We start from the raw sequence: 20,228 nt of genomic DNA, 5'->3' as shown, positions 1-20,228 counted from the left end.
CAGCTTAGAGTTGAATCGGTCGCCGCCCAGCAATCGAATGCGCCAGGGTTCCGCCGTCGACCAGCTCCAGCTCACCGCCGAGCGGCATGCCATGGGCAATGCGCGAGACGATCAGCCCCTTGTTAGCCAGCAGCTGGGCAATGTAATGCGCCGTCGCTTCGCCTTCCACGGTCGGATTCGTGGCCAGGATGACTTCGGCAAAACCGCCCCGAGCAATACGCGCCAGCAGATCGGGAATCCCAATGGCCTCAGGCCCCAGACCATCGAGCGGGGAAAGGTGTCCCTTGAGCACGAAGTAGCGCCCGCGAAAACCGGTCTGCTCCACGGCATAGACATCCATCGGCCCCTCTACCACACACAGCAGACTGTCATCGCGACGCGGGTCGAGGCATAGCTGGCAGACCTCATCCTCGCTCAGGCTACGGCACTGCTTGCAGTGACCAACGCCTTCCATCGCCTGGGTCAGCGCCTGAGCCAGACGCAACGCACCACCGCGATCGCGCTCGAGCATCTGCAAAGCCATGCGCTGGGCAGTCTTCTGCCCCACACCTGGCAGAATGCGCAGCGAATCGATCAGTTGGCGAATCAACGGGCTGAAGCTCATGGAACTCCTACAGACTCGTAGCCCGGATGCAATCCGGGGAAACAGGGTGCCGGCACTCCCGGATTACATCCGGACTACACACTCGATGACAACTGAGCGGCAGGAACACCTGCGTTGTGCTTTTGATTTACTGGCCCTCCCGCTGAGGAGCGCGTTCGGCCACCATGTGCGCCGACTGGGCGCACGAGAGCGATCAAAAAGGCATTTTGAAGCCGGGGGGCAGCTGCATCCCCGCAGTCATGCCGGACATCTTGTCCTGACTGTTCTGCTCGACCTTGCGCACCGCATCGTTCACTGCCGCCGCAATCAGGTCTTCGAGGATTTCCTTGTCTTCCTGCATCAGGCTGTCGTCCAGACTCACGCGCTTGACATCGTGCCGACCGGTCATCACCACGCTAACCAGACCGGCGCCGGATTGACCGGTCACTTCGGCGTTAGCCAACTCTTCCTGCATCTTCTGCATTTTTTCTTGCATCTGCTGGGCCTGCTTCATCAGGCCGGCCATGCCACCTTTCATCATGGTGCTAGTCCTCGGTAATCAGGGGGTGAACTTGAGTATCTACGGGTTCGATGCTGTCCGCGCGGATAACCGCGGCGAACTGCTGAATCATTTGTTGCACCAGCGGGTCGCCGTGGATCGACTCTTCTGCTTCGCGCTGGCGATTGGCACGTTTGCGCGCCGCCGCCTGCGCCGGAGTTTCCTGCTCGGGCGTGCACAACTCGATCTGCAGGCTCAACTCGCGGCCATGATACTGGTTCAGGGCATCATTCAAACGACGCTGCTGGGTCGCGTTGAATAGCGCACTGTGCCCCGGATCGAGATGCAGCAACCAGTTATCGCCTTCGACTGCCATTAGCGTGCAGTTGGCGCCGATACTGCCGGTCATGCCCGACAGGCCAAGCTTGGGGAACAGCCCCAACCAATCGGCAGCCAGTCCGGTCGCCGGTTTCGCAGCGAGCTGCGGTTCCGGCTCGATGGCTCGAACGGAGTCAAGCGCATCGAAGTCGTAGTCGAACGCCTGCGCATCCATCTCGACATAATCGTAATCGCCCAGAGGCGGCTCATCATCGCTGCCGCTACTGCTTTCGGCTTCGGCCTGCGGCATAGCACTGACGGGCGCTACCGCCACCGCCTCAACGAGCGGCTGCACCGCTACGGGCTCGGCGAGCGGCGGACAAGCCTCAACCGGGGGCGCCTGCTCTTCCCAGGGCAAATTCGTCACCGCCACAACCGCCGTAGGCGCGACGACAACCTGGGGCACCGCGGGAACTGAAACCACAGCTTCCGGCTCGACCGGCGGCAGCGTTTGGATCTCCACCGGCGCGGTCAGCGATTGCGGCATAACAGCCACAACCGCCACAGACTCGGGTTCGGGTTCGGGCTCGGGCTCGGGCTCAGCCGACACAGTCACAGCAGTGCCGGCCACTGGGTTGGGACGGGGATCGGCCGTGGCCTGGCTAATCCCTAGCGGCTTTAGCGCCACCCTCGGCCCACCGCCTACATCGGCAGGCCGAAACGCCAACATGCGCAGCAGCACCATCTCGAAGCCGCTGCGCGGATCCGGCGCCAACGGCAGGTCGCGCCGACCGATCAAGCCCATCTGGTAGTAGAACTGCACGTCTTCGGCCGGCAATACCTCGGCCAATGCCAGCACCCGGTCGCGGTCGCCCTGGCCGTTGTCGACCGCATCCGGCAGCGCCTGGGCGATGGCCACGCGGTGCAGGACATTGAGAATCTCCGCCAACACGCCATTCCAGTCAGGCCCCTGCTCGGCCAAATGGCGCACGGCATCGATCAGGCCGCGCGCATCGCCTTCGAGCAAAGCATGCAGCACGCCATACACCTGACCGTGGTCGAGGGTGCCGAGCATCGCGCGCACGTCTGCGGCCAGCACCTTGCCTTCACCGAAGGCAATTGCCTGGTCGGTCAGACTCATCGCGTCGCGCATCGAACCATCGGCCGCACGCCCGAGCAGCCAGAGCGCATCATCTTCAAACGGAATATTTTCCGCACCCAATACATGGCTCAGGTGCTCCACCACCCGCTCCGGCGGCATGTTCTTCAGAGAGAACTGCAAGCAGCGCGACAGAATGGTCATCGGCAGCTTCTGCGGGTCGGTGGTTGCCAGCAGGAATTTGACGTGCGGCGGCGGCTCTTCCAGAGTTTTGAGCAAGGCATTGAACGAATGCGAGGAGAGCATGTGCACTTCGTCGATCAGGTAGACCTTGAAGCGCCCACGACTCGGCGAATACTGCACGTTGTCCAGCAGTTCGCGAGTGTCTTCGACCTTGGTGCGACTGGCAGCATCGACCTCGATCAGATCGACAAAACGCCCCTCGTCAATTTCCTTGCAGATAGAGCAGACCCCGCAAGGCGTCGAACTGATCCCGGCTTCGCAGTTCAGGCACTTGGCGATGATCCGCGCAATCGTGGTCTTGCCGACCCCGCGAGTACCTGTAAACAGATAAGCGTGATGCAGGCGCTGGCTGTCGAGGGCGTTGATCAGCGCCTTGAGCACATGGGTCTGGCCGACCATTTCGCGGAACGAGCGCGGACGCCACTTACGTGCAAGAACCTGATAACTCATCTAAAACCGTCGCGAGATGAAAGCAAAAGTGAGCTAATCCTAACGGAGCATGGGCTAAATTGCATCCGATGCGCAGCTCGGGCCCGCCAGGCAATAATCATTTCAGCGATTGAACCCCGCACACGCAGGAAGCCCCATGCTACGGACGCTATCAAGGCGCCGCCCGAACCAGCTCGCCAGCAGCAACGATTGCGCGATGGCACACCAATTGCTGCCCAATCAACCGCCACTTGCAAATTAAGCTGGCTAAAACTTAATCAACCCGTTACCATCCGGCCCGTTAGTACCACGCTGTAAGTCATTCAGGCCTTCCGGCCCCCTCGATGGACTCCAGGTAAAGAACGCATACGCTCATCAAGCGATGCCGCATAGTTCCTTACCAGACCCAACCTGCTGACTGATCAGGCCGTCTTGCGCAAGCACTGACTCAGCCTGCCTCCGAAGTACCGACCCGCATAAGCACTTTCAGAACTGAACTTATGCGCGCAGTCCCGCTCCGATCAGATTCATTTCTTCGACCCAGAAAGTCGAGAGCTTGGAGCTTCATATAGCGCAATGACGCGCCTGTTGTTTTAGGAAACACCCCAAAAATGAATACTCAGCACCAAATTCAGGATGCCATTCGCATCCTATCCAACGCCTTTGCGCCATTCGATTGCCGCATTCTTGCCAGCCGCAAGGGCAACTTCAGCTTCACCATCGTCAACCAGGCCGGCATCGCCCAACACACCCAGCGCCTGTACCCCGAGCAGTACAGCAGCGAATCCTTGCCGCAGGTAATCGAACGCGCGCGCCAGTCGCTACTGGCCTAAGCGAACTTCGCAGCCCCATTGGTGTCGTAAGTGATCAATCTCAGGATGGAGTACGGTCATGGATAGCATTAATCGCCAGCTCGCCGAACAACTGTTTGCCCCTTTACGCGTTACCTTCAGCCCGCGACGCCCAGATGGCGGCATCGTCCTCTCCCTGCTCGACACCGCCGACGCCACCGCCTACAGCCGAGTCCTCAGCGCCGCCCAGCGTGACGACTCGCAGGCTTTCGCGCAAAGCCTCGAAGAAATCCGTCTGGAACTTGCCGTTCGCTCCGGCAACATCCCCGCAGAAATGCGCAAAGCGCTGAAAGAACAAAACAGCGTGCTTAACTACCTCGCCGACTGAAGCCGCTCAAACAGCAGAGACCTCGCCGCACAGCGAGGTTTTTTATGGCGTGCCATTCGAGCAGGCAAACAAACGCTTCCCCGCTAGAGGCTTCAGATCGGCAGATAAGATTTAACAGACAACCCGGACGGGTTTAAAGATGGAGGCGACCCCACCAGCCACACCCCGGCACACAATGTCACCGCTGCGGCTGCTCCCTTCCAGGCCTGACCGGGTTCACGGTTGATCGTTGCGGGGGGACCGGCAGGGCCACCATAACGCTACCCGCCATGCAGCGAGCGGAGCCATTGTACCGGCTTGGCTTGAACTTACAACTGTTTCAAACACTTAGAGGGTTCAAGCGAAGCTGGGGCGAGGCGCGCAGCTCAGGCATATGGAATCAATCGCTTGGTGCAACACTCGGCGTGGCGTAACTCAGCGTCGACATCACGCATGGCGACTGGCGGCTAAATTCGTCGCAGGGGCGCCCAAGGGCGTGTGGCTTGCTCTTGCAGGATACGGTTCGATCAACCGAAATCTGTCCTGAGACAATGCCAGCAGGACAAAATCGCAGTACTCTGCGCGAGGCATTTTCAGCGTCACCCCCTCATTCCAAGGAGCAACAACATGGCCATGACTAAAGACCAATTGATCAGCGATATCGCCGACGCCATCGACGCACCCAAGACCACCGTGCGTGCGGCACTTGAGCAACTCAGCGAAATCGTCAGCGAAGCCTTGGAAAACGGCAGCGAAATCACCCTGCCGGGTATCGGCAAATTGAAAATCAGCGATCGCCCAGCCCGCACCGGACGCAACCCACAGACCGGCCAGGCAATCGAGATCGCGGCGAAAAAAGTAGTCAAGTACGTACCCGCCAAAGCCCTGACCGACGCGATCAACTGAGCATTACAAGAAGCAAGCTAGAAAACGGTGTCCGCTGCGCTGCCAGACCACTGGCCGACAGCGGAAACCTTACCTGACGCCTACAGAAGCATATCCATCGCCGCGAACCGTAGGGCGTACTCGCGCAGCAGTACGCCAGCTCGCGGCGGCGGCATCCCGCGGCGTCATGCCCAACGTCGGTCGCTTACTGCACCACCGGCGCGCTCGGGGGGATAGCGGCTACAGAGCCTGGATCGCCTCCCATCTGACGAATCCGCCGGATCTGCTGAATCCGATTGAGGTTTTCCCAGGCCATGTCGTAATGCGCGGGAGATTGCTCAATCGCGCTGCGAAAGAACTGCTCGGCGATATCCAGCTTGCCTTCCACCAGGCAGATATAACCAACATCGTTACTGGCCTGGGCACGACCGCCAATCTGTTCGAATGCGGAAAGCGCTTCCTCGTAGCGCTCCATGCGCGCCAGCAGCAAGCCATAATTACGCCATAGCGGCTTGTAGTTGCCGTCGTAGCCAATGCCCCGCTGGTAGGTACGCTCGGCCTCGGGCCATTGCCCGGCCAGGTAGTAAGAGTAACCAAGGCTGTTCTGCACCAGCACCGAGCGCGGTTCGATCAGCAGGGCCAGGCGGTAATAGGCCTCGGACAACGGAAAGTCGTTGCTCAAGTCGGCGAGTACGCCGAGGGCGTTGTAGACCTTCAACGGCGACTGGCTGTCCACCTTGAGTGCGGCCACGTCAGGCAATCCATCTCCCTGGTCGTTGCCCAGACGCCGCTGATCCAGCTCCAACGCCTTGAACAGCAGCGCCTGCGCGGCCGCGTGATTGCGCTTGGCCAGGTGCAGCATGCCCATCTCGGCCAGGGCGTCGAGGTTGTCCGGAGCGCTCGCCAGCACCTCGTTGAAGGCCATCTCGGCGAGCTGTGCATTACCGCGTTCGCGGTGGATGCGCCCGACTCCGAGCAGGGCCTCGTAGCGCTTCGGCTCCAGTTCGATGACGCGCAGATACTGATACAACGACTGATCCAGGTCGCCGGCCTGGTAGGCCAGCGCGGCCATCTGCATGGCCTGATCGGCCGAGCTGGCCTGTTTGCGCACCTTGTACAGCAGCGAGTTGTCGCCGCTATAAACCGAGCGGGTATTGAGCGCCGGCTCCGGCCCCATGGTCTGACATCCTGACAGCACGGCCATCGTGGCCAACAGCAGACTGATCCTTTTCATGTCATAGCTTCCCAAACGCTTTGAGTGCCCCAATGATGGCGGGACCGATGGCCACCAGGAAAAAGCTCGGCCACAGGCAGAAGATTAGTGGAAAGACCAGCTTGGTGCCGATTTTCGCCGCCGTCTCCTCGGCCTTCTGAGTGCGTCGGTCGCGGAATTCCTCGGCATAGATACGCAGGGTATCGGCGACGCTGGTGCCGAAGCGGATGCTCTGCGCCAGCAGGCTGACCAAGCCACGAATGTCTTCCAGTCCGGTGCGTTCGGCCAGATGCTTGAGCGCCTCGGTGCTGGGGATGCCGGCGCGGATCTCCGCGTTGACCAGGGCCAACTCCACCGCCAGCTCCGGCTGGCTGACCGCCATCTCGTCGGCCACCCGCTCGATTGCCTGGGGCAAGGCCAGCCCCGACTCGACGCAGACCACCATCAGATCCAGGGCATCGGGAAAAGCCACCAGCAGCCGGGTCATGCGTGCCTGCTTGCGCTTGTCGACATAGATCGCCGGCACCAGCCAACCGACCGCGGCCGCCGCCGCCACCAGGGCAATGCCCATGACCAGGGACAGTTTGGGGATCAGCGGCAATACCAGCAAGGTGAGCCCCACCAGCACCAGCGGCGCCAGCAGGCGCACCGCCCAGTAAGTCTGCACCGCCGCGGACGAGCGATAACCGGCGTGCGTCAGCAGGGTGCGGGTAGCCGAGTCCTGGCCCTGCTCGGCGGAGGTGAAGCGCTGGCCCACCTGCTCCAGCATCAACTGCAGGTTGCTCGGCGCCTCCTGACCGGCGGCAAAGCCGCCATGCCCGCGCTTGATCAGGGTCAGACGCCGCTGCACCGGGTCGCGCAGCCCCAGCACCAGCATGGCCAGGGTGATCATCGCCAGCACCGCACTCAGGCCAATGGCGCCGACGAACAACAGGCGCGCCAGCTCCTCGTTGCCCACCACCCGATTGAGCAGACTCAGCAGATAGTCCATGAGCAATACCTCCTCTAGCAACGCCAGTGTCGTCTACACCTGAATCCTGATGATTTTGCGGATCCAGAAAATCCCGATCAGCATGGCGACAAACGCCCAGCTAACCAGCTTCTGGCCCAAGGGCTCCTTGATCAGCAGGGGCAAATATTCTGGCGTTGTAAGCACGATGGCCGCCGCCAGCACAAAGGGCACGGCCACCAGCACCCAGGCCGACATCCGCCCCTCCGCCGACAAGGTCTTGACCTTGCGCTGGAAACGGAAGCGCCCGCGGATCAGGCTGCTCAGCCGTTCCAGCACCTCGGTCAGATTGCCGCCGGTGTCGCGGTGAATCAGCACCGAGGTCACCAGCATCATCACCGTCATGCTCGGCATGCGTTCGAGCAGGCCGAGCATCGCCCGGCGCACGTCGTTGCCGTAGTTGATATCGGCAAAGGTCAGAGCGAATTCATGGGCCACCGGGCCCTGGTGTTCCTCGGCCACCAGTTGCAGGGTCTCGTTGAACGGATGACCGGCGCGCAAGGCGCGGCACATGGCGTCCAGGGCGTCCGGCAGCCCCTCCTCGAACAGGGCGAAACGCTTGCCGCGGTCGCTGGCGATTTTCAGCACCGGCAGCCAGCACGCCAGCAAGGCCACCGGCAGCGCCAGCCACCACAGCCGGGTGAACAGCCACAGCAGGATGCCTGCCAGCACACCCAGGATCAGCCCGAGCAACAGCACCCGGTAGGCCCGGTAGTGATGCCCGGCCTGCTCGATCATCTGTGCCAGGGCCTCCATGGTTGGTAGCTGCTCCAGCCGGGCCTCAAGCGGCGACAGGCGGCGCAGGTACTTCTGACGCAGCACCGTCTGCATATTCGGCAGGTTGTTGGCATGCTCCAACACATGCAGGCGACTGCGGATACGTTTGCGCACCCGCCCCGCCTCGCCGAATACCGGCACCACCAAGCCCTGGCTGAGCAGGAACACGGCGGCGAACACCATGCCGAGGAACGCCAGGATAAATTCACCGGGAATCTGATTCATGACTGCCCCTCCATCCATTCCGGGCGGAACAGATTAAGCGGCAACTCGATGCCGCGTTTGCCCAGTACATCGCGGAACGCCGGCACCATGCCGGTCGGCCGGTAGTCGCCGAGCACCTCGCCGTGTTCGCCCATGCCGCGGCGGACAAAGGCGAAGATCTCGGTCATGGTGATGATCTCGCCCTCCATGCCATTGATCTCCTGCACGCTGATCAGGCGCCGCTTGCCATCCTCCTGACGCTCCAGCTGGATCACCACGTCGATGGCCGAGGCGATCTGCTGGCGCATGGCCTTGATCGGGAAGGTTGCGCCGGTCATCGACACCATGTTCTCGATCCGGCCCAGGGCATCGCGCGCGGTATTGGCGTGGATGGTGGTCAGCGAGCCGTCGTGGCCGGTGTTCATCGCCGTCAGCATGTCCAGCGCCTCGGCGCCACGCACCTCGCCGATGACGATGCGATCCGGGCGCATGCGCAGGCTGTTGCGCACCAGCTCGCGCTGGTTCACCTCGCCACGCCCTTCGATGTTCGGCGGCCGGGTTTCCAGGCGCACCACATGCGGCTGCTGCAGCTGCAGCTCGGCCGAGTCCTCGATGGTGACGATCCGCTCGTTGTGCGGGATGAAACTCGACAGCACGTTGAGCAGGGTGGTCTTGCCGCTGCCGGTGCCGCCGGACACCAGCACATTCAGGCGCCCACGGACGATGGCCTTGAGCACCAGGGCGATGGCCGGAGTCAGGGTGCCCATCTGCACCAGGCTCTCGCTATTGAGCAGATCCACGGCAAACCGACGGATCGACATGCTCGGCCCGTCGATGGCCAGCGGCGGAATGATCGCATTGACCCGCGAGCCGTCCTTCAAGCGCGCATCCACCAGCGGCGAGGACTCGTCGATGCGCCGGCCCAGGCTGGAAACGATGCGGTCGATGATATTCAGCAGATGCTGATCGTCACGAAAACGCACATCGGTTCGTTGCAGTTTGCCGAAGCGTTCGACGTACACCGAGGCATGCCCGTTGACCAGAATATCCGACACACTGCGGTCGGCCAGCAGCGGTTCCAGCGGCCCCAAGCCGAGCACTTCGTCGGTGATCTGTTTGATGATCAACTGGCGGCTGCTGGCGCTCACCGGCGCCGAATGCTCGTCCAGCAGGCGCTGGCTGAGTTCGCGGATCTGCCGCCCGGCCTCGGCCGGCTCCAGCGAATCGAGCAGCGACAGATCCATGACCTTGAGCAACTGCTGATAGATCTTCTCCCGCCACTCGGTTTCCATCGGACTGAGTCGCGAGCGGGTTTCATAGACCGCATCCGGTGCACTGCTCTCCCAGGCCATAGGCGCGTCGGCACCGTCCTCGCCCTTGGCCTGTGCTGCCTGCGGGGCTGTCGGCGGGTTCTTGGCGGGCTGCTGACGCAGGCGATTGCGAAATTCACTGAGCATGGTCTATCCCCCGAACAGTCGGCCAAAGGTACGTTTCAACAAACCCTGCTCGGCCGTCTTGGTGCCGAGCAACGCCTGAGTCAACCCGCGCACACCCAGGGTCAACGGCGCTCGTGGCGCATGCAGCAGCAGCGGCACCCCGGTGTTCTGGCTTGCGCTGACCACCGCATAGTCGTTGGGCAACTTGTGCAGGTCGGTGCAGCGCAGCGCCTCGGCAATATCCTGCAGGCTGACCGGCGAAGCCTTGTCGTAGCGATTGACCACCACCTGCAGACGCTCACTTTGCACCCCCAGCTCGTCGCGCATGATGCGCACCAGGCGGGTGGCATCCTTGAGGTGGCTGAGGCTCTGCTGCAGCAGAACATAGACCCGGTCGGCCTGTTCCAGGGTGATGCCGGTGAGGTGGTCGATCTGCCGCGGCAGATCCACCACCACCCAGTCATAGGTATTGCGCGCCAGACGCAACAGCGCCTCCAGCTGTTCCAGACGGACATCCTGCGGCAGGCACAGCTCCCCGGAGCGCCCGCCCAGCACGTGCAGGGTCGGGCTGAAATGGCTGCAGAAGCCGCGCAAGGCGACGCTGTCCATTTCGTCTATCTGTTGCAGCACGTCCACATGGCTGTGCGCCGGCACCACGTCCAGGCAATGGGCGACGCTGCCAAACTGCAGATCGAGATCGAGCAACAGGGTGCTGCCACCTTGGGCGCTGAGTTGATGGGCCAGGTTACAAGCCAGCAGGGTGGCACCCGAACCGCCCTTGGCATTCATCACCGCGATCAATTGACCGCCCGCCCCCTGCCCCGCCTGGGTCTCCTGGATCATTCGCGCCAAGGCGGCCAGCAACTCATCGGCGGCCACCGGCTCGGGCAGGAAATCCCGGGCGCCGGCCTGCATCGCCAGGCGAATGCCCTCGCGCTCCTCCAGCGGGCCGCAGATCAACAGCGGTGGGCGCTCATGGACTGGCCGCAACAACAAGGCCGCCAGTTCCTCACGCCACAGATGGCTGACCCGCAACAGCAGAAAGTCGGGCATCTGTTCCAAGCCGTACAGGGGGTCGGTATGGCCGTTGCTCACCAGGCGCGTATTCACCTGCAGGCTGGGCAGGCGCTGGCTGACTGTTTTCAGGTGGTTCAGGGCCGCGGCATCGCGGCTGCTGATCAACAGCTGCAGGCTCTGCTTGCCAGTCGCGCGGGCTAGCGTTGCGGCTTCTCTGGTTCTCAACATGATGTGTCTCCACCGATGCCATCGGAGCCGAGGCTTTCACGGGGCAAGATCGCCCTGAACACCGGCAGAGTGATTCCCCCGCCGACTCCGGGAATCAATAACGTGAAGGGGAAATTCACGACACTGAGTTGCACGAAACGGATGGAACTCAAGTTGGCGGGATCATTCGGGCTGCTCACCACCCCGCCGTCCTCGTCCAGATAGGCAAGGGTCAGATTGGCGGTCGTCAGGTTGCCGATCAAACTGCTGGCGCCGCTGTCATTCGCTGCGTTGAAGATGGCCCGCCGCAACACCACCTGATCGCTGATGGTGCATACCGCCGCAAGCCGCGCACCGCGCCTTACCACCTCGTTCAAGGCGCCCACGGTAAAAAACAGCCGGCCCATCTCCAGCACACCGAACAGTAGGGTGAACAACAGCACGCCGATGATGGCGAACTCCACCACATACACACCCTGCATGCGCTTCTTGTTCATCACAGCACCCTCATGACCACGGTGGATCTCAGCGAGATGCCAAGCGGGATGGGATTGCCGAAAAAGGTCGGCAAGGCACTGCCGATCACCGGGCGGAAGGTATAGCTGATGCTGACTTGTACATGCTCGGCGCCCACCGAACTGACTTGTACGTCAGCGGGTGTCAGCTCCGGCACCACCGGGGAGTAACTGCCTGGATTGGTCGGCACGCCGTAGACGGCAACACTCTTGGTTCTGGACTGCAGATTGCTGTTCAACTCGACCTGCCCAAGAGTGGCGTTCCAGGCCTGCCCGGCGACGAAACGCCCGGCGTCGCGACTGGCCTGCAGCAGGCTGTTGTACTGGTAGAGCATGCGGCCGAACTCGCCGATGGCCAGCAACAGCAACAGCAACAGCGGCAAAGCGATGGCGAACTCGACCATGGCCACGCCGCGCTGGGCCTGTAACTGTTTGAAGAGCGGACTTCTCATCGCACACCTCTTCTCAAAAAACGGTTCCATTGCCTTGCGCCCGTAGGAGCCCGGGGGACGCCTAGCCCTTGCTGGCGATCAGTCGGTAGGGCGTACTCGCGAAGCAGTACGCCACTCACAATGGCGGACTGTTCGCTGCGCTCCTGAGTCCGCCCTACAGGAGTCTCTCGCCGGGCCACCTAGGAATCCGGGCTCGGCGTCGCCGGAGTGATATAGGTCTTGTACAGCTGGATGATCTTCGGCCCCACGTCATCCACCACCGGGCCGGGTACGCTGTCGCCTGCGCAGTCGGTGACGAACTGGCCGAAGATTTGTGCCTGACTGCCCTGCTGGCTGACTGTTTGCACCAGGAAGAAACAGCCGTAGCCCAGCACCGGCACCGAAGTCTGCCCGCCCGATACGCCGTCGCAGTTGCCCACCACTATCTTCAGCAGGCGCCGTTCGAACACCCCGTTGGCTTCGCAGCCGCCCGGACAGTTGGCGACGCTCTCCACCCAGTCGTTGTAGTCGAGCAGCGCGGCGCTGGCGGTGTACAGATCGCCGTCGCTGGACTGAACCAGCTGGGTCTGGTGCACCACATTGGGCTCGCTGTAGGTCATCCGTGGCGTACTGAAGCTGGTCACCAAATCCGGCGGACAGGCGGCGGCGCTGACCGGCCCGTTGTACACCCCGAAACGGGTGTTGAGGCCTTGGGCCACCGGACCCACGGTGTTGCCCGGCTCGGTTTCGACCGGCTCGCCGCTGGTCAGACACTGGTCGACCCCCCGACACATTGCGTCGCGGATATCGTCAGCGCCGGTGTTATCGCCTAGGCGGATCAACTGGAAATTGCCGGGACCGATAGCCGGCGCGTTGCCCGCCGCGCTCTTCAGCACCTCCAGATCGCCGAAGCGGTAGCCCCAGAACATGCCATTGCCCGGGTCGTACTGGTCGGGGTCACCACAGACCATCAAGGGCGCGAGGTTGCAGGGCGCGGTCTGGCTCGGGCCGGCGGTGGCGATGGCCGCCACTGCCTTGTTACCGAGGTTGCCGGCGCCGAACGCCTGGGCGAAGCCCCAGAAAAAGCCGCTCAAGGAGTAATTCGCCACCCTGACCCGGACGAAGCGGGCATCCACCGGCCCCGGATAAGCGAAAGGTCCTTCGACGGTGCTGGCCAACTCCACCACGGCGAAGGCGCCGACCCCACCGGCAGTGCCGATGGCGCTGGCCAGTTCGCCATTGCCGGCTGCATTGGCATTGCGCGTCAGCGTATCCAGCGCCGCGCCCCGCGTCAGGCTGGAGGCATTGCCCGAGCCCATGACCTGACTCAAGGTCTTGGCCCCACTCAAGGCCGCCGCATCCACCGCATTCTGCAAGCGGGTCTTGTTCACCAGCATGTGCCCGCCATCCAATGCCAGGGCAGACATCAGCAGCATCGCCGCCAGTGCAATCACGATCAGCACGATCACCGCACCCCGTTGGCGGTGCGGCAGTGCGGTGAATGGCCGGTGCATACGGAGTTTCATCATCCAGTCCTCAGTTGCCGATATTGATCTGGATCGGCTGGACAACCTGGGCCGCATCGCCGGTCACGCCGCGATAGCCGTCCATGACTTTTTCCGCCAGAGGACCGTCGATACCGGTGGGCGAGACTTCGGTGCCGGGGTTGGCAGCCACTTGCTTGTCGGCAATCTGCTGGTAGTGGACGTCGTAAATGCTGGAACCCAATGGGCCGACCCGGCCCTCCTCGTAGGTCATGCAACCGGACAACGCCAATACCAGCATGTACAGGGGAATCATGAGTTTCATGGTCGCTGCCTCCAATTGATTGAGATCGTGCCCGGCGCCTGAGGGTCTGCCCAGCAGGCGCCAACCCCCCAGGGTGGGCCGGGCGGCGTTCCGCTTTAGCCCGGCACATTTACCTATGTCGTGCAGTGGCGGGCTGAAGCCCACCCTAGGTGTTGCAGCTAATTCAGATCGTGGCCGAAACTGCCTTCGCTAGTCCCGAGGCTGACCGGAACCGGACGGTTCATTCCGCGCCCCTTGGTCTTGCCGAGCAGGTAGAAATCCACATCGCTGGGTGCGACGAATTTCTCGGTCGGCAGGCGCACGCTCCGCGCATCCACCGGCTTGGCCAGGTGCGGCGTCACCAGGATCACCAGTTCGGTCTCGCCACTGATGAACTCCTGGCTGCGGAACAGGTTACCGATCACCGCGATGTCGCCCAATCCAGGGAAGCGGCTGACAGAGTCGCGGGTGCTTTCGCTGATCAAACCGGCAATGGCGATGGTCTGGCCATTGCCCAGCTCGACGGTGGACTGGGCACTGCGCTTGGTCAGCGCCGGCACCAGCAATGAGGAAGAGCCTCTAATGGAGTCAGCTTCCACTACCAGGCTATTGGCCGCCACCAGCTCACTGACCGACACATTCAGGTTGAGGTTGATCCGCCCCGAGTCCAAGACGGTTGGGAGGAACTTCACCCCGACACCGAACTCCTTGAACTCGATGGTGATGCCATCGTCATCGGAAACCGGGATGGGGAACTCGCCGCCGGAAATGAATTCCGCCTGCTGCCCGGTCAGAGTGGTCAGGGTTGGCTCCGCCAGTATCTTGGCCGAGCCATTGTCCTTGGACGCTTCCAGTATGGCGTCGAAGAGGAAGCTCTCGGAGGCGAACTGCGCCAGAAAACCGGTACTGGGGCTGAGCAAATTATCAACCACTGAACCACTGTTATTGAACCCGCCAAACTGCCAGTTGCCGCCGGAGCCGATAGCCAGGAAACGCACGCCAAGACGCTTGACCAAATCACGCTTCATCTCCGCGACCTTGACCTCCAGCATCACCTGCTGGCTGCCGCCGACGGTGAGCAGGTTGATCACCTCCAGCGACTGGGTCGGCGCCGCTGCCGCCGCCTCACCCTCGCCCTGCACCACGCTGGCGGTCTGTGCGGTATAGGTCTTGGCCAGTTTGACCGCGGTATCCATCGCCGCCGCGCTGCTCACCTGACCGCGCAGCACCAGCGCACCCTGGGCACTGAAGACCTCGATGCTCTCGTTGGGCATCAACTGGTGCAGCTTGCCTTTCAGCCCGCCGAGGTCATGCACCACCTCGAGGTCGAGGCTGTCGATCAGGCGATTACGGCTATCCCACAACAGCACGTTGGTGCTGCCCAGGGAGCGGCCGAGCAGGTAGAGCTGGGTCGGGCTGGTGATCAGGATGTCGGCGATCTCCGGATTGCCCACCGAGACCTTCTTCACCGGGGCGCGAGTGGCGAGCACCCGCGATTTGTAGATCGGCACCTCGATACTGCTGGTATTGGCTGCCGGCATGGCGCTTACCGCCGGCGGCGCTTCGGCCGCCTGCACCGCGATGCTCGACAGCAGCCAGGCGCCCAGTACGTAGCACGCGTGTGACCTGAGTCTTTGGATGATCTCCATGCCCTACTCCTTGCTTGTTATGTCGCCCTACCTGCTTACAGGAGCAGCGGAAAAGCGCTGCCACTGCGTACCCGTTCGTCCGGTGAGGAGCATGGGGAGTGCGAGAACCCCGCCTGGCTCGCGCCTCCCCATAGCTCGCGCCCCTACAACTGCACCTTCGTCGCCTCGACTGCGGTACCGCGAATGATCGTGACCCCGACACCGCCGCCGCTGCGACGCACCAGTGGTTTGGCTGGCGCCGGCGCTGCGACCGGAGCCGGCGCAGGCGCCTCGACCAGCGCCAGCGGCTCGGTGGCTTCGAGTTTTTTCTGGTTGTTCAGCGGGTTGCGTAGCGCCAGTTGCAGCTTGCCCTCGGTTTGCGCCTTGACCAGCACCTCGGCCTCCTCGCTGCTCATTTCCAGGGTCACCGCGCGCACTACCACCGGCTGGGTCTTGTCGGTGCTGGCGGTCTGGTCGACGGCGAGTACCCGCAAGTCTTCGAGGATGGTCTTCGACTCGGCTTCGTTGTTGTTGCCGCCGCTCTTCTTGGTCGCCAGCACGTCGACCCGGTTGCCCGGCAGCAGGAAGCCGCCGACACCGACCACGTCGTCGACCCGCACCGAGATGGCGCGTTTGTTCGACTCGATCAGCGAGGCCAGGGTGCTGCCGCCGAGGTGCTCGGCCAGCCGCGCGCCGCGCACGATGTCGCCGCGCAGCATCGTGAAGGTGGCGATCTTGCCGAGCACCTTGTCGGTGGCATCGAAGGCGTCGTCCGGGGCCGTGCCCTTGGGCATGCGCACCAGGCTGACATGCTGGGCCTCGACCATCTGGCCGAAGGGGATTTCCACCGTAGCCACCACCACATTCTGCAGGTTGTCATCCGGGCCGGCATCGAGCCGGGCACTCAGCCAGTTGTTGGCCATCCAGGCGGCGCCCAGCCCGAGGATCAGGGACAGGGCAACCAGGGTCAGGGTACGCGCGCTCATGTCTGTATCTCCTTAGCCATGAAAGTCTTATCCAAGAAAATCGAGTTGGACGAAGTAGTTGTGCCAGGCCCACTCCAGCTCGCGCGGCGACAGCGGCCCGGAACCATCCAGATAGCGCTGGCGATCCAGCGCCATGCCCAGCAGATCACGCGGATGGCACGGCACCAGCGGCATGCCCTCCGTCTCGTACAAGCCTTGCAGCACATAGCGCAGCAACACCGGGTCATGGGCGATGCCCAGGCGCTCGCATTCCTGGCGCCAGATGCGCTCGTACTCTTCCGGCCGGAGGTAGTTGAAGTGCAGCTTGTAGCCGATGCGCCGGAGGAAGGCCTCGTCGGCCAGCTCCAGCGGGTTGAGGTTGGTGGAGAACACCAGCACCAGGTCGAATGGCAGCTCGCAGTGACGCCCGCCGCCGAGGTTGAGGAAGTCGCGCTTCTCTTCCATCGGCACTATCCAGCGGTTGAGCAACTCGGCCGGCGCCATGCGCTGGCGGCCCATGTCGTCGATGATGAACAGGCCGTTGCTGGCCTTGAGTTGCAGCGGCGCCTGGTACTGACGGCTGAAGGGGTCGTAGCGGATATCCAACTGCTCCATGCTCAACTCGCCGCCGGTGATCAACACCGGGCGTTTGCAGCACAGCAGACGCCGGTCGATGCCCTGGTTGAGCAGCAGGCTGTTCGGCTGCTCGTCCCGCTCATCCAGACGCTGGTGCACCTGCGGGTCGTAGATCTCGATCACCGCCTCGTTGACCGCGATGGCGTAAGGCACCCAGATGGCCTCGGCGAACAGGCGGATCAAGCGGCTGCTGATATAGGTCTTGCCGGTACCCGCGGGCCCGTAAATCATGATGGCGCGCCCGGAATTCAGGGCCACGCCCAACTGGTCGAGCATGCCCTCGCTCAGCACCACGCCGCCGAAGGAGGCGCGCATGTCGCGGGCGGTGATGCGGCCGTGGTGAATGGTTTGCACCTTGAGCAGCGAGCGGTAACTGCTCACCGGGTAAGGCGCCGCGCCGATATAGCCGCTGCGCGCCAGGGCATCGCGGGCGGCACTGCGGCCGCGCTCGGTCAGGCCGTAACGCAGCCCCTGGCCAGCGGCCTGGCCGCTCGCCTGGCCGAGCACCTCGACGCGGCCATCCTTGCGCAGAAACGCCAGGATCTCCTCCAGCACCGTACCGGTCAGCGCCAGACGCTCGACCAGCTGCGGCATGGCCAGCACCCCGGCATCGTGCAAGTGCTTGCACAGCAGATCGCCGAGAAAATTGTCGGCCAGGCCGGTTTCGCGAATGTTCCGCGGCTGCGGCGCCAGGCGCTCTACGGCCTCGCGTTCGCTGGGGTAGGCGTCGCTGTCGCTGATGGCATACATAAACGGGCCTCCCAAATTATTGAGCGAGCTGCAGCCAGTACAGACTGGCCAGCGTGCCCAACAAGATCGCCACCGAATAAGGAAAAGGCTTGCCGGCCACTTCATCCGCTGCCGGAGCAAAATAGGCTCGCGCCCTTAACATCAGCCAGTAACGCGAAAAGGTCATCGCAAACTGACCACGCACCAGCACTATCAGGAAACCGCACAGGCCCCCGGCGATCAGGCTGAACAGTGCCGCCCAGAGCGCATCGAACGGGGTCAGAAAACTGCCGACCATGGCCATCAGTTTGACGTCGCCGGCGGCCATGCCGCCCAGGGCATAGAGCGGGAGAAACACGCCGAAGCCGATCGACAGGCCCAACGCGGCATCGCCAAAACCGCTAATTCCGCCCGTATAAGCCTGGCCGGCCAGCCCCAACGCGAGGCCCAGCACGACCAGCAAGTTGGGAATGCGGTGGCGACGCAGATCGCTCGCCACCGCAACCCCCAGCAGCCCTAGTAGCACAATGACGGGGACCATCTGCTCCATGGACATCGCTGCGTCTCCCTTCAGGATTCCCTACTAGCAAGCAGCACCTTTTACAGCCGTGCACAGTTGCGTAATACGGGTATTAACTTCTCCACCCAGAGAAACGAACATGGCGGCAACTGCAGCGGTGATTAACCCACCCGCCACCGCATATTCCACGATGGTCAATCCATCCTCGTCCTCGACGAACTTCATCACCGCAGTCTTGATTGCTTGAAAAGTCATTTCGCCCACCTCACTCGAATGTTGTTCTTCCAGGAAATCGGCGGCACTGCCTGCCCCGCCTGCTTGAACCCTAGTCAGCAGGAAAAATAGGGGTTAGGAGTTTTTTGCGAATCACCAGGACTTTTTTGCGGCGATTGCCCAGGCCGCAAAAATGGCTATGTCCCCATTATGTGTTGCAGGCGCGATCTCTTGTGGAGGGCCGCGCCTGCTCCTGACAGGCTAGCGGCATTTCCCACATCCATGTGGGTCACGCGCCCCGCGGCGAATGCAGCCGCAGGGCTGCCTGCCCATCGTTTCGCGGTATAGCCAAAGCTCGCCCGAGGTCGGGCCTGCTACGGATCGCAGGCCGTTCGCGCCTGGCGATACAACACCTCACGGGTACAGAGCCGCAACAATACCGACAGCACAGGCGGCGCCGGCCAGGCAAAGCCCATAAAAAGGAATGAGTTACGGATGACTCTGGATCTGATTCGCAAGCGACCAGCGGCAGCCCCGGGCGTATCGACAAAAACCAAGCGCGCCGCGAGGCGCCGGGCTCGCGGCAAAACCAAGAAGCAAAGCAACTAAGCTGTTTTCTCTTATTAGGATTCGATCTTTACAGTGCTGGCATTCTGACAATACTCAAGTACGGGGAGGGACAGAGGCGCAGAGCTAAGGATATGAAGTCTAACTCGGCCACCAAGCCATTCTTGTTATGGCTCGATCTTACGCATGACCAATCAGTTGAGGAGCTGATGGGGCACTTTCGTGCAAGCTACGATTGCCGACTGGCGAAGACCTCCAGCCTGCCCGGCCGGGAGTACAAACAACAGCCGGACATGATCTGCATGCATTTCGATCGCCCGGATGCGCTCGGGCTCAACCTGTTGCTGGAGGTCAAGCGCTCCGCCCCCTCGATACCGATCACCATGTTCACCGTGCAGCATTCGGAAGAACTGGCCATCTGGGCCATGCGTTCACGGGTGTGGGAATACATAGTGCTGCCGCTCTCGGCAACCGAAAAAAGCCGCTACCTGCACTCACTCAACCAGCTTTGCGAGTTGCGTCGTAACACTCATGGCCAGCAGCACAAACCCCTGCTCGAGCGCCACCCGTCCTTGCCGGACAGCATCAGGCTGACCGCGGAGCACCAGAAACACCAGGCATTGAACAAGGTACTGGACTACATCGAGCAGCATTTTCGCGACAGCATCGACCAGAAGGAATTGGCCCAGCACTGCGGCATGACTCCCTTTCGCTTCAGCCGCCTGTTCAAGGAAGTCAACGGCGTTGGTTTTATGGAGTACATCCTCGACAAGCGCATGGACTTCGCCAAGGAACTGCTGAACAACAGCCAGATGCCGATCACCAGCATCGGCTACGAGGCCGGCTTCAAGGATCCCTCCTACTTCGCCCGTGCCTTCAAACAGTGCGTCGGCTGCACGCCCAGCGACTACCGCCAGGCCTGCCATCCTACTGTACCGGTAATAGCGGAGCCCGAATTGGAGGCGACAACGGCCGCAGCACTTGACAGCCTGAAGCCCGGGATTCGCGCCTGAGTTCTGCGTGCAGCAGGCCAACGCCAATCCCCTGTAGGAGGGCCGCACCCGTTCTCGAAAATGCTCCCGGCATTTTTCCTACCTCCCCCATCCATGGGGTCGCCGACGGGCTTGCGGCATTTCCCACATCCATGTGGGTCACGCGT

At 62.3% G+C, this 20,228-nt stretch carries 21 protein-coding genes and 1 other RNA gene; 4 read left to right on the top strand and 18 right to left on the bottom strand.

Annotation, left to right across the window (positions count from 1 at the left end; all coding sequences use genetic code 11):
• Positions 1-4: 4 nt before the first annotated feature.
• The 3 genes from recR to dnaX form a co-directional block, all read right to left on the bottom strand.
• The gene (recR, locus tag P8H27_RS13160; RefSeq protein WP_289638028.1) at positions 5-604 is read right to left on the bottom strand and encodes a recombination mediator RecR; all 600 of its coding nucleotides are present in this window, start codon (positions 602-604) and stop codon (positions 5-7) included.
• 193 nt (positions 605-797) lie between these two features.
• Complete coding sequence (locus P8H27_RS13155) at positions 798-1,124, bottom strand: YbaB/EbfC family nucleoid-associated protein (protein WP_090385942.1); 327 nt, start codon at positions 1,122-1,124, stop codon at positions 798-800.
• A gap of 4 nt (positions 1,125-1,128) precedes the next feature.
• Positions 1,129-3,192, bottom strand: coding sequence for a DNA polymerase III subunit gamma/tau (gene dnaX / locus P8H27_RS13150; RefSeq protein ID WP_289638027.1), 2,064 nt, complete (start codon positions 3,190-3,192; stop codon positions 1,129-1,131).
• Between the two features lie 590 nt (positions 3,193-3,782).
• Between dnaX and P8H27_RS13145 the strand changes: the two genes are divergently transcribed.
• Together P8H27_RS13145 and P8H27_RS13140 are read left to right on the top strand one after the other, a co-directional pair.
• Positions 3,783-4,004, top strand: coding sequence for a hypothetical protein (locus P8H27_RS13145; protein ID WP_289638026.1), 222 nt, complete (start codon positions 3,783-3,785; stop codon positions 4,002-4,004).
• A gap of 58 nt (positions 4,005-4,062) precedes the next feature.
• Complete coding sequence (locus P8H27_RS13140) at positions 4,063-4,350, top strand: DUF3509 domain-containing protein (protein WP_289638025.1); 288 nt, start codon at positions 4,063-4,065, stop codon at positions 4,348-4,350.
• A 149-nt stretch (positions 4,351-4,499) separates the two neighbouring features.
• Here P8H27_RS13140 and ffs read toward each other — a convergent pair.
• An RNA gene (ffs, locus tag P8H27_RS13135) (signal recognition particle sRNA small type) lies at positions 4,500-4,596 on the bottom strand.
• A 360-nt stretch (positions 4,597-4,956) separates the two neighbouring features.
• Here ffs and P8H27_RS13130 point away from each other — a divergent pair.
• Positions 4,957-5,235, top strand: coding sequence for an HU family DNA-binding protein (locus P8H27_RS13130; protein WP_289638024.1), 279 nt, complete (start codon positions 4,957-4,959; stop codon positions 5,233-5,235).
• Positions 5,236-5,419: 184 nt separating this feature from the next.
• On the opposite strand, the gene P8H27_RS13125 is transcribed toward P8H27_RS13130, so the two are convergent.
• The 14 genes from P8H27_RS13125 to P8H27_RS13060 all read right to left on the bottom strand — a co-directional run bounded on the left by P8H27_RS13125 (position 5,420) and on the right by P8H27_RS13060 (position 18,544).
• Positions 5,420-6,448: a lipopolysaccharide assembly protein LapB gene (locus P8H27_RS13125; RefSeq protein WP_289638023.1), complete on the bottom strand. Its 1,029-nt coding sequence runs from the start codon at positions 6,446-6,448 to the stop codon at positions 5,420-5,422.
• Position 6,449: 1 nt separating this feature from the next.
• Positions 6,450-7,418, bottom strand: a complete 969-nt coding sequence (locus tag P8H27_RS13120; protein WP_289638022.1) for a type II secretion system F family protein — start codon at positions 7,416-7,418, stop codon at positions 6,450-6,452.
• 33 nt (positions 7,419-7,451) lie between these two features.
• The gene (locus P8H27_RS13115; RefSeq protein WP_289638021.1) at positions 7,452-8,438 is read right to left on the bottom strand and encodes a type II secretion system F family protein; all 987 of its coding nucleotides are present in this window, start codon (positions 8,436-8,438) and stop codon (positions 7,452-7,454) included.
• Entirely contained in the window at positions 8,435-9,874 is a 1,440-nt protein-coding gene (locus P8H27_RS13110; RefSeq protein WP_289638020.1) for a CpaF family protein, read from the bottom strand. Before P8H27_RS13110 ends, P8H27_RS13115 begins: the two co-directional genes overlap by 4 nt.
• A gap of 3 nt (positions 9,875-9,877) precedes the next feature.
• A complete protein-coding gene (locus tag P8H27_RS13105) occupies positions 9,878-11,098 on the bottom strand; it encodes an AAA family ATPase (protein WP_289638019.1) in 1,221 nt (406 codons plus the stop codon).
• Positions 11,092-11,574, bottom strand: coding sequence for a TadE/TadG family type IV pilus assembly protein (locus tag P8H27_RS13100; RefSeq protein ID WP_289638018.1), 483 nt, complete (start codon positions 11,572-11,574; stop codon positions 11,092-11,094). Before P8H27_RS13100 ends, P8H27_RS13105 begins: the two co-directional genes overlap by 7 nt.
• On the bottom strand, positions 11,574-12,044 hold the full coding sequence (locus P8H27_RS13095; RefSeq protein ID WP_289638017.1) for a TadE/TadG family type IV pilus assembly protein: 471 nt from the start codon (positions 12,042-12,044) through the stop codon (positions 11,574-11,576). Before P8H27_RS13095 ends, P8H27_RS13100 begins: the two co-directional genes overlap by 1 nt.
• Positions 12,045-12,223: 179 nt before the next feature.
• Positions 12,224-13,552, bottom strand: coding sequence for a TadE/TadG family type IV pilus assembly protein (locus tag P8H27_RS13090; RefSeq protein WP_289638016.1), 1,329 nt, complete (start codon positions 13,550-13,552; stop codon positions 12,224-12,226).
• Positions 13,553-13,559: 7 nt separating this feature from the next.
• A complete protein-coding gene (locus P8H27_RS13085) occupies positions 13,560-13,832 on the bottom strand; it encodes a hypothetical protein (protein WP_289638015.1) in 273 nt (90 codons plus the stop codon).
• A 158-nt stretch (positions 13,833-13,990) separates the two neighbouring features.
• Positions 13,991-15,460: a type II and III secretion system protein family protein gene (locus P8H27_RS13080; protein WP_289638014.1), complete on the bottom strand. Its 1,470-nt coding sequence runs from the start codon at positions 15,458-15,460 to the stop codon at positions 13,991-13,993.
• 143 nt (positions 15,461-15,603) lie between these two features.
• On the bottom strand, positions 15,604-16,425 hold the full coding sequence (gene cpaB, locus P8H27_RS13075) for a Flp pilus assembly protein CpaB (RefSeq protein WP_289638013.1): 822 nt from the start codon (positions 16,423-16,425) through the stop codon (positions 15,604-15,606).
• A gap of 27 nt (positions 16,426-16,452) precedes the next feature.
• Complete coding sequence (locus tag P8H27_RS13070; RefSeq protein WP_289638012.1) at positions 16,453-17,790, bottom strand: AAA family ATPase; 1,338 nt, start codon at positions 17,788-17,790, stop codon at positions 16,453-16,455.
• Between the two features lie 16 nt (positions 17,791-17,806).
• Positions 17,807-18,325, bottom strand: a complete 519-nt coding sequence (locus P8H27_RS13065; protein WP_289638011.1) for a prepilin peptidase — start codon at positions 18,323-18,325, stop codon at positions 17,807-17,809.
• Between the two features lie 27 nt (positions 18,326-18,352).
• Complete coding sequence (locus tag P8H27_RS13060; RefSeq protein WP_289638010.1) at positions 18,353-18,544, bottom strand: Flp family type IVb pilin; 192 nt, start codon at positions 18,542-18,544, stop codon at positions 18,353-18,355.
• A 659-nt stretch (positions 18,545-19,203) separates the two neighbouring features.
• Between P8H27_RS13060 and P8H27_RS13055 the strand changes: the two genes are divergently transcribed.
• Positions 19,204-20,082, top strand: coding sequence for a response regulator transcription factor (locus P8H27_RS13055; protein WP_289638009.1), 879 nt, complete (start codon positions 19,204-19,206; stop codon positions 20,080-20,082).
• Positions 20,083-20,228: the final 146 nt, after the last annotated feature.

The organism is Pseudomonas sp. sp1636, assembly GCF_030376615.1.
Taxonomy (GTDB): Bacteria; Pseudomonadota; Gammaproteobacteria; order Pseudomonadales; family Pseudomonadaceae; genus Aquipseudomonas.
The sequence above is the reverse complement of the archived record's forward strand: the minus strand, read 5'-3'. Positions and strand labels throughout refer to the sequence as shown.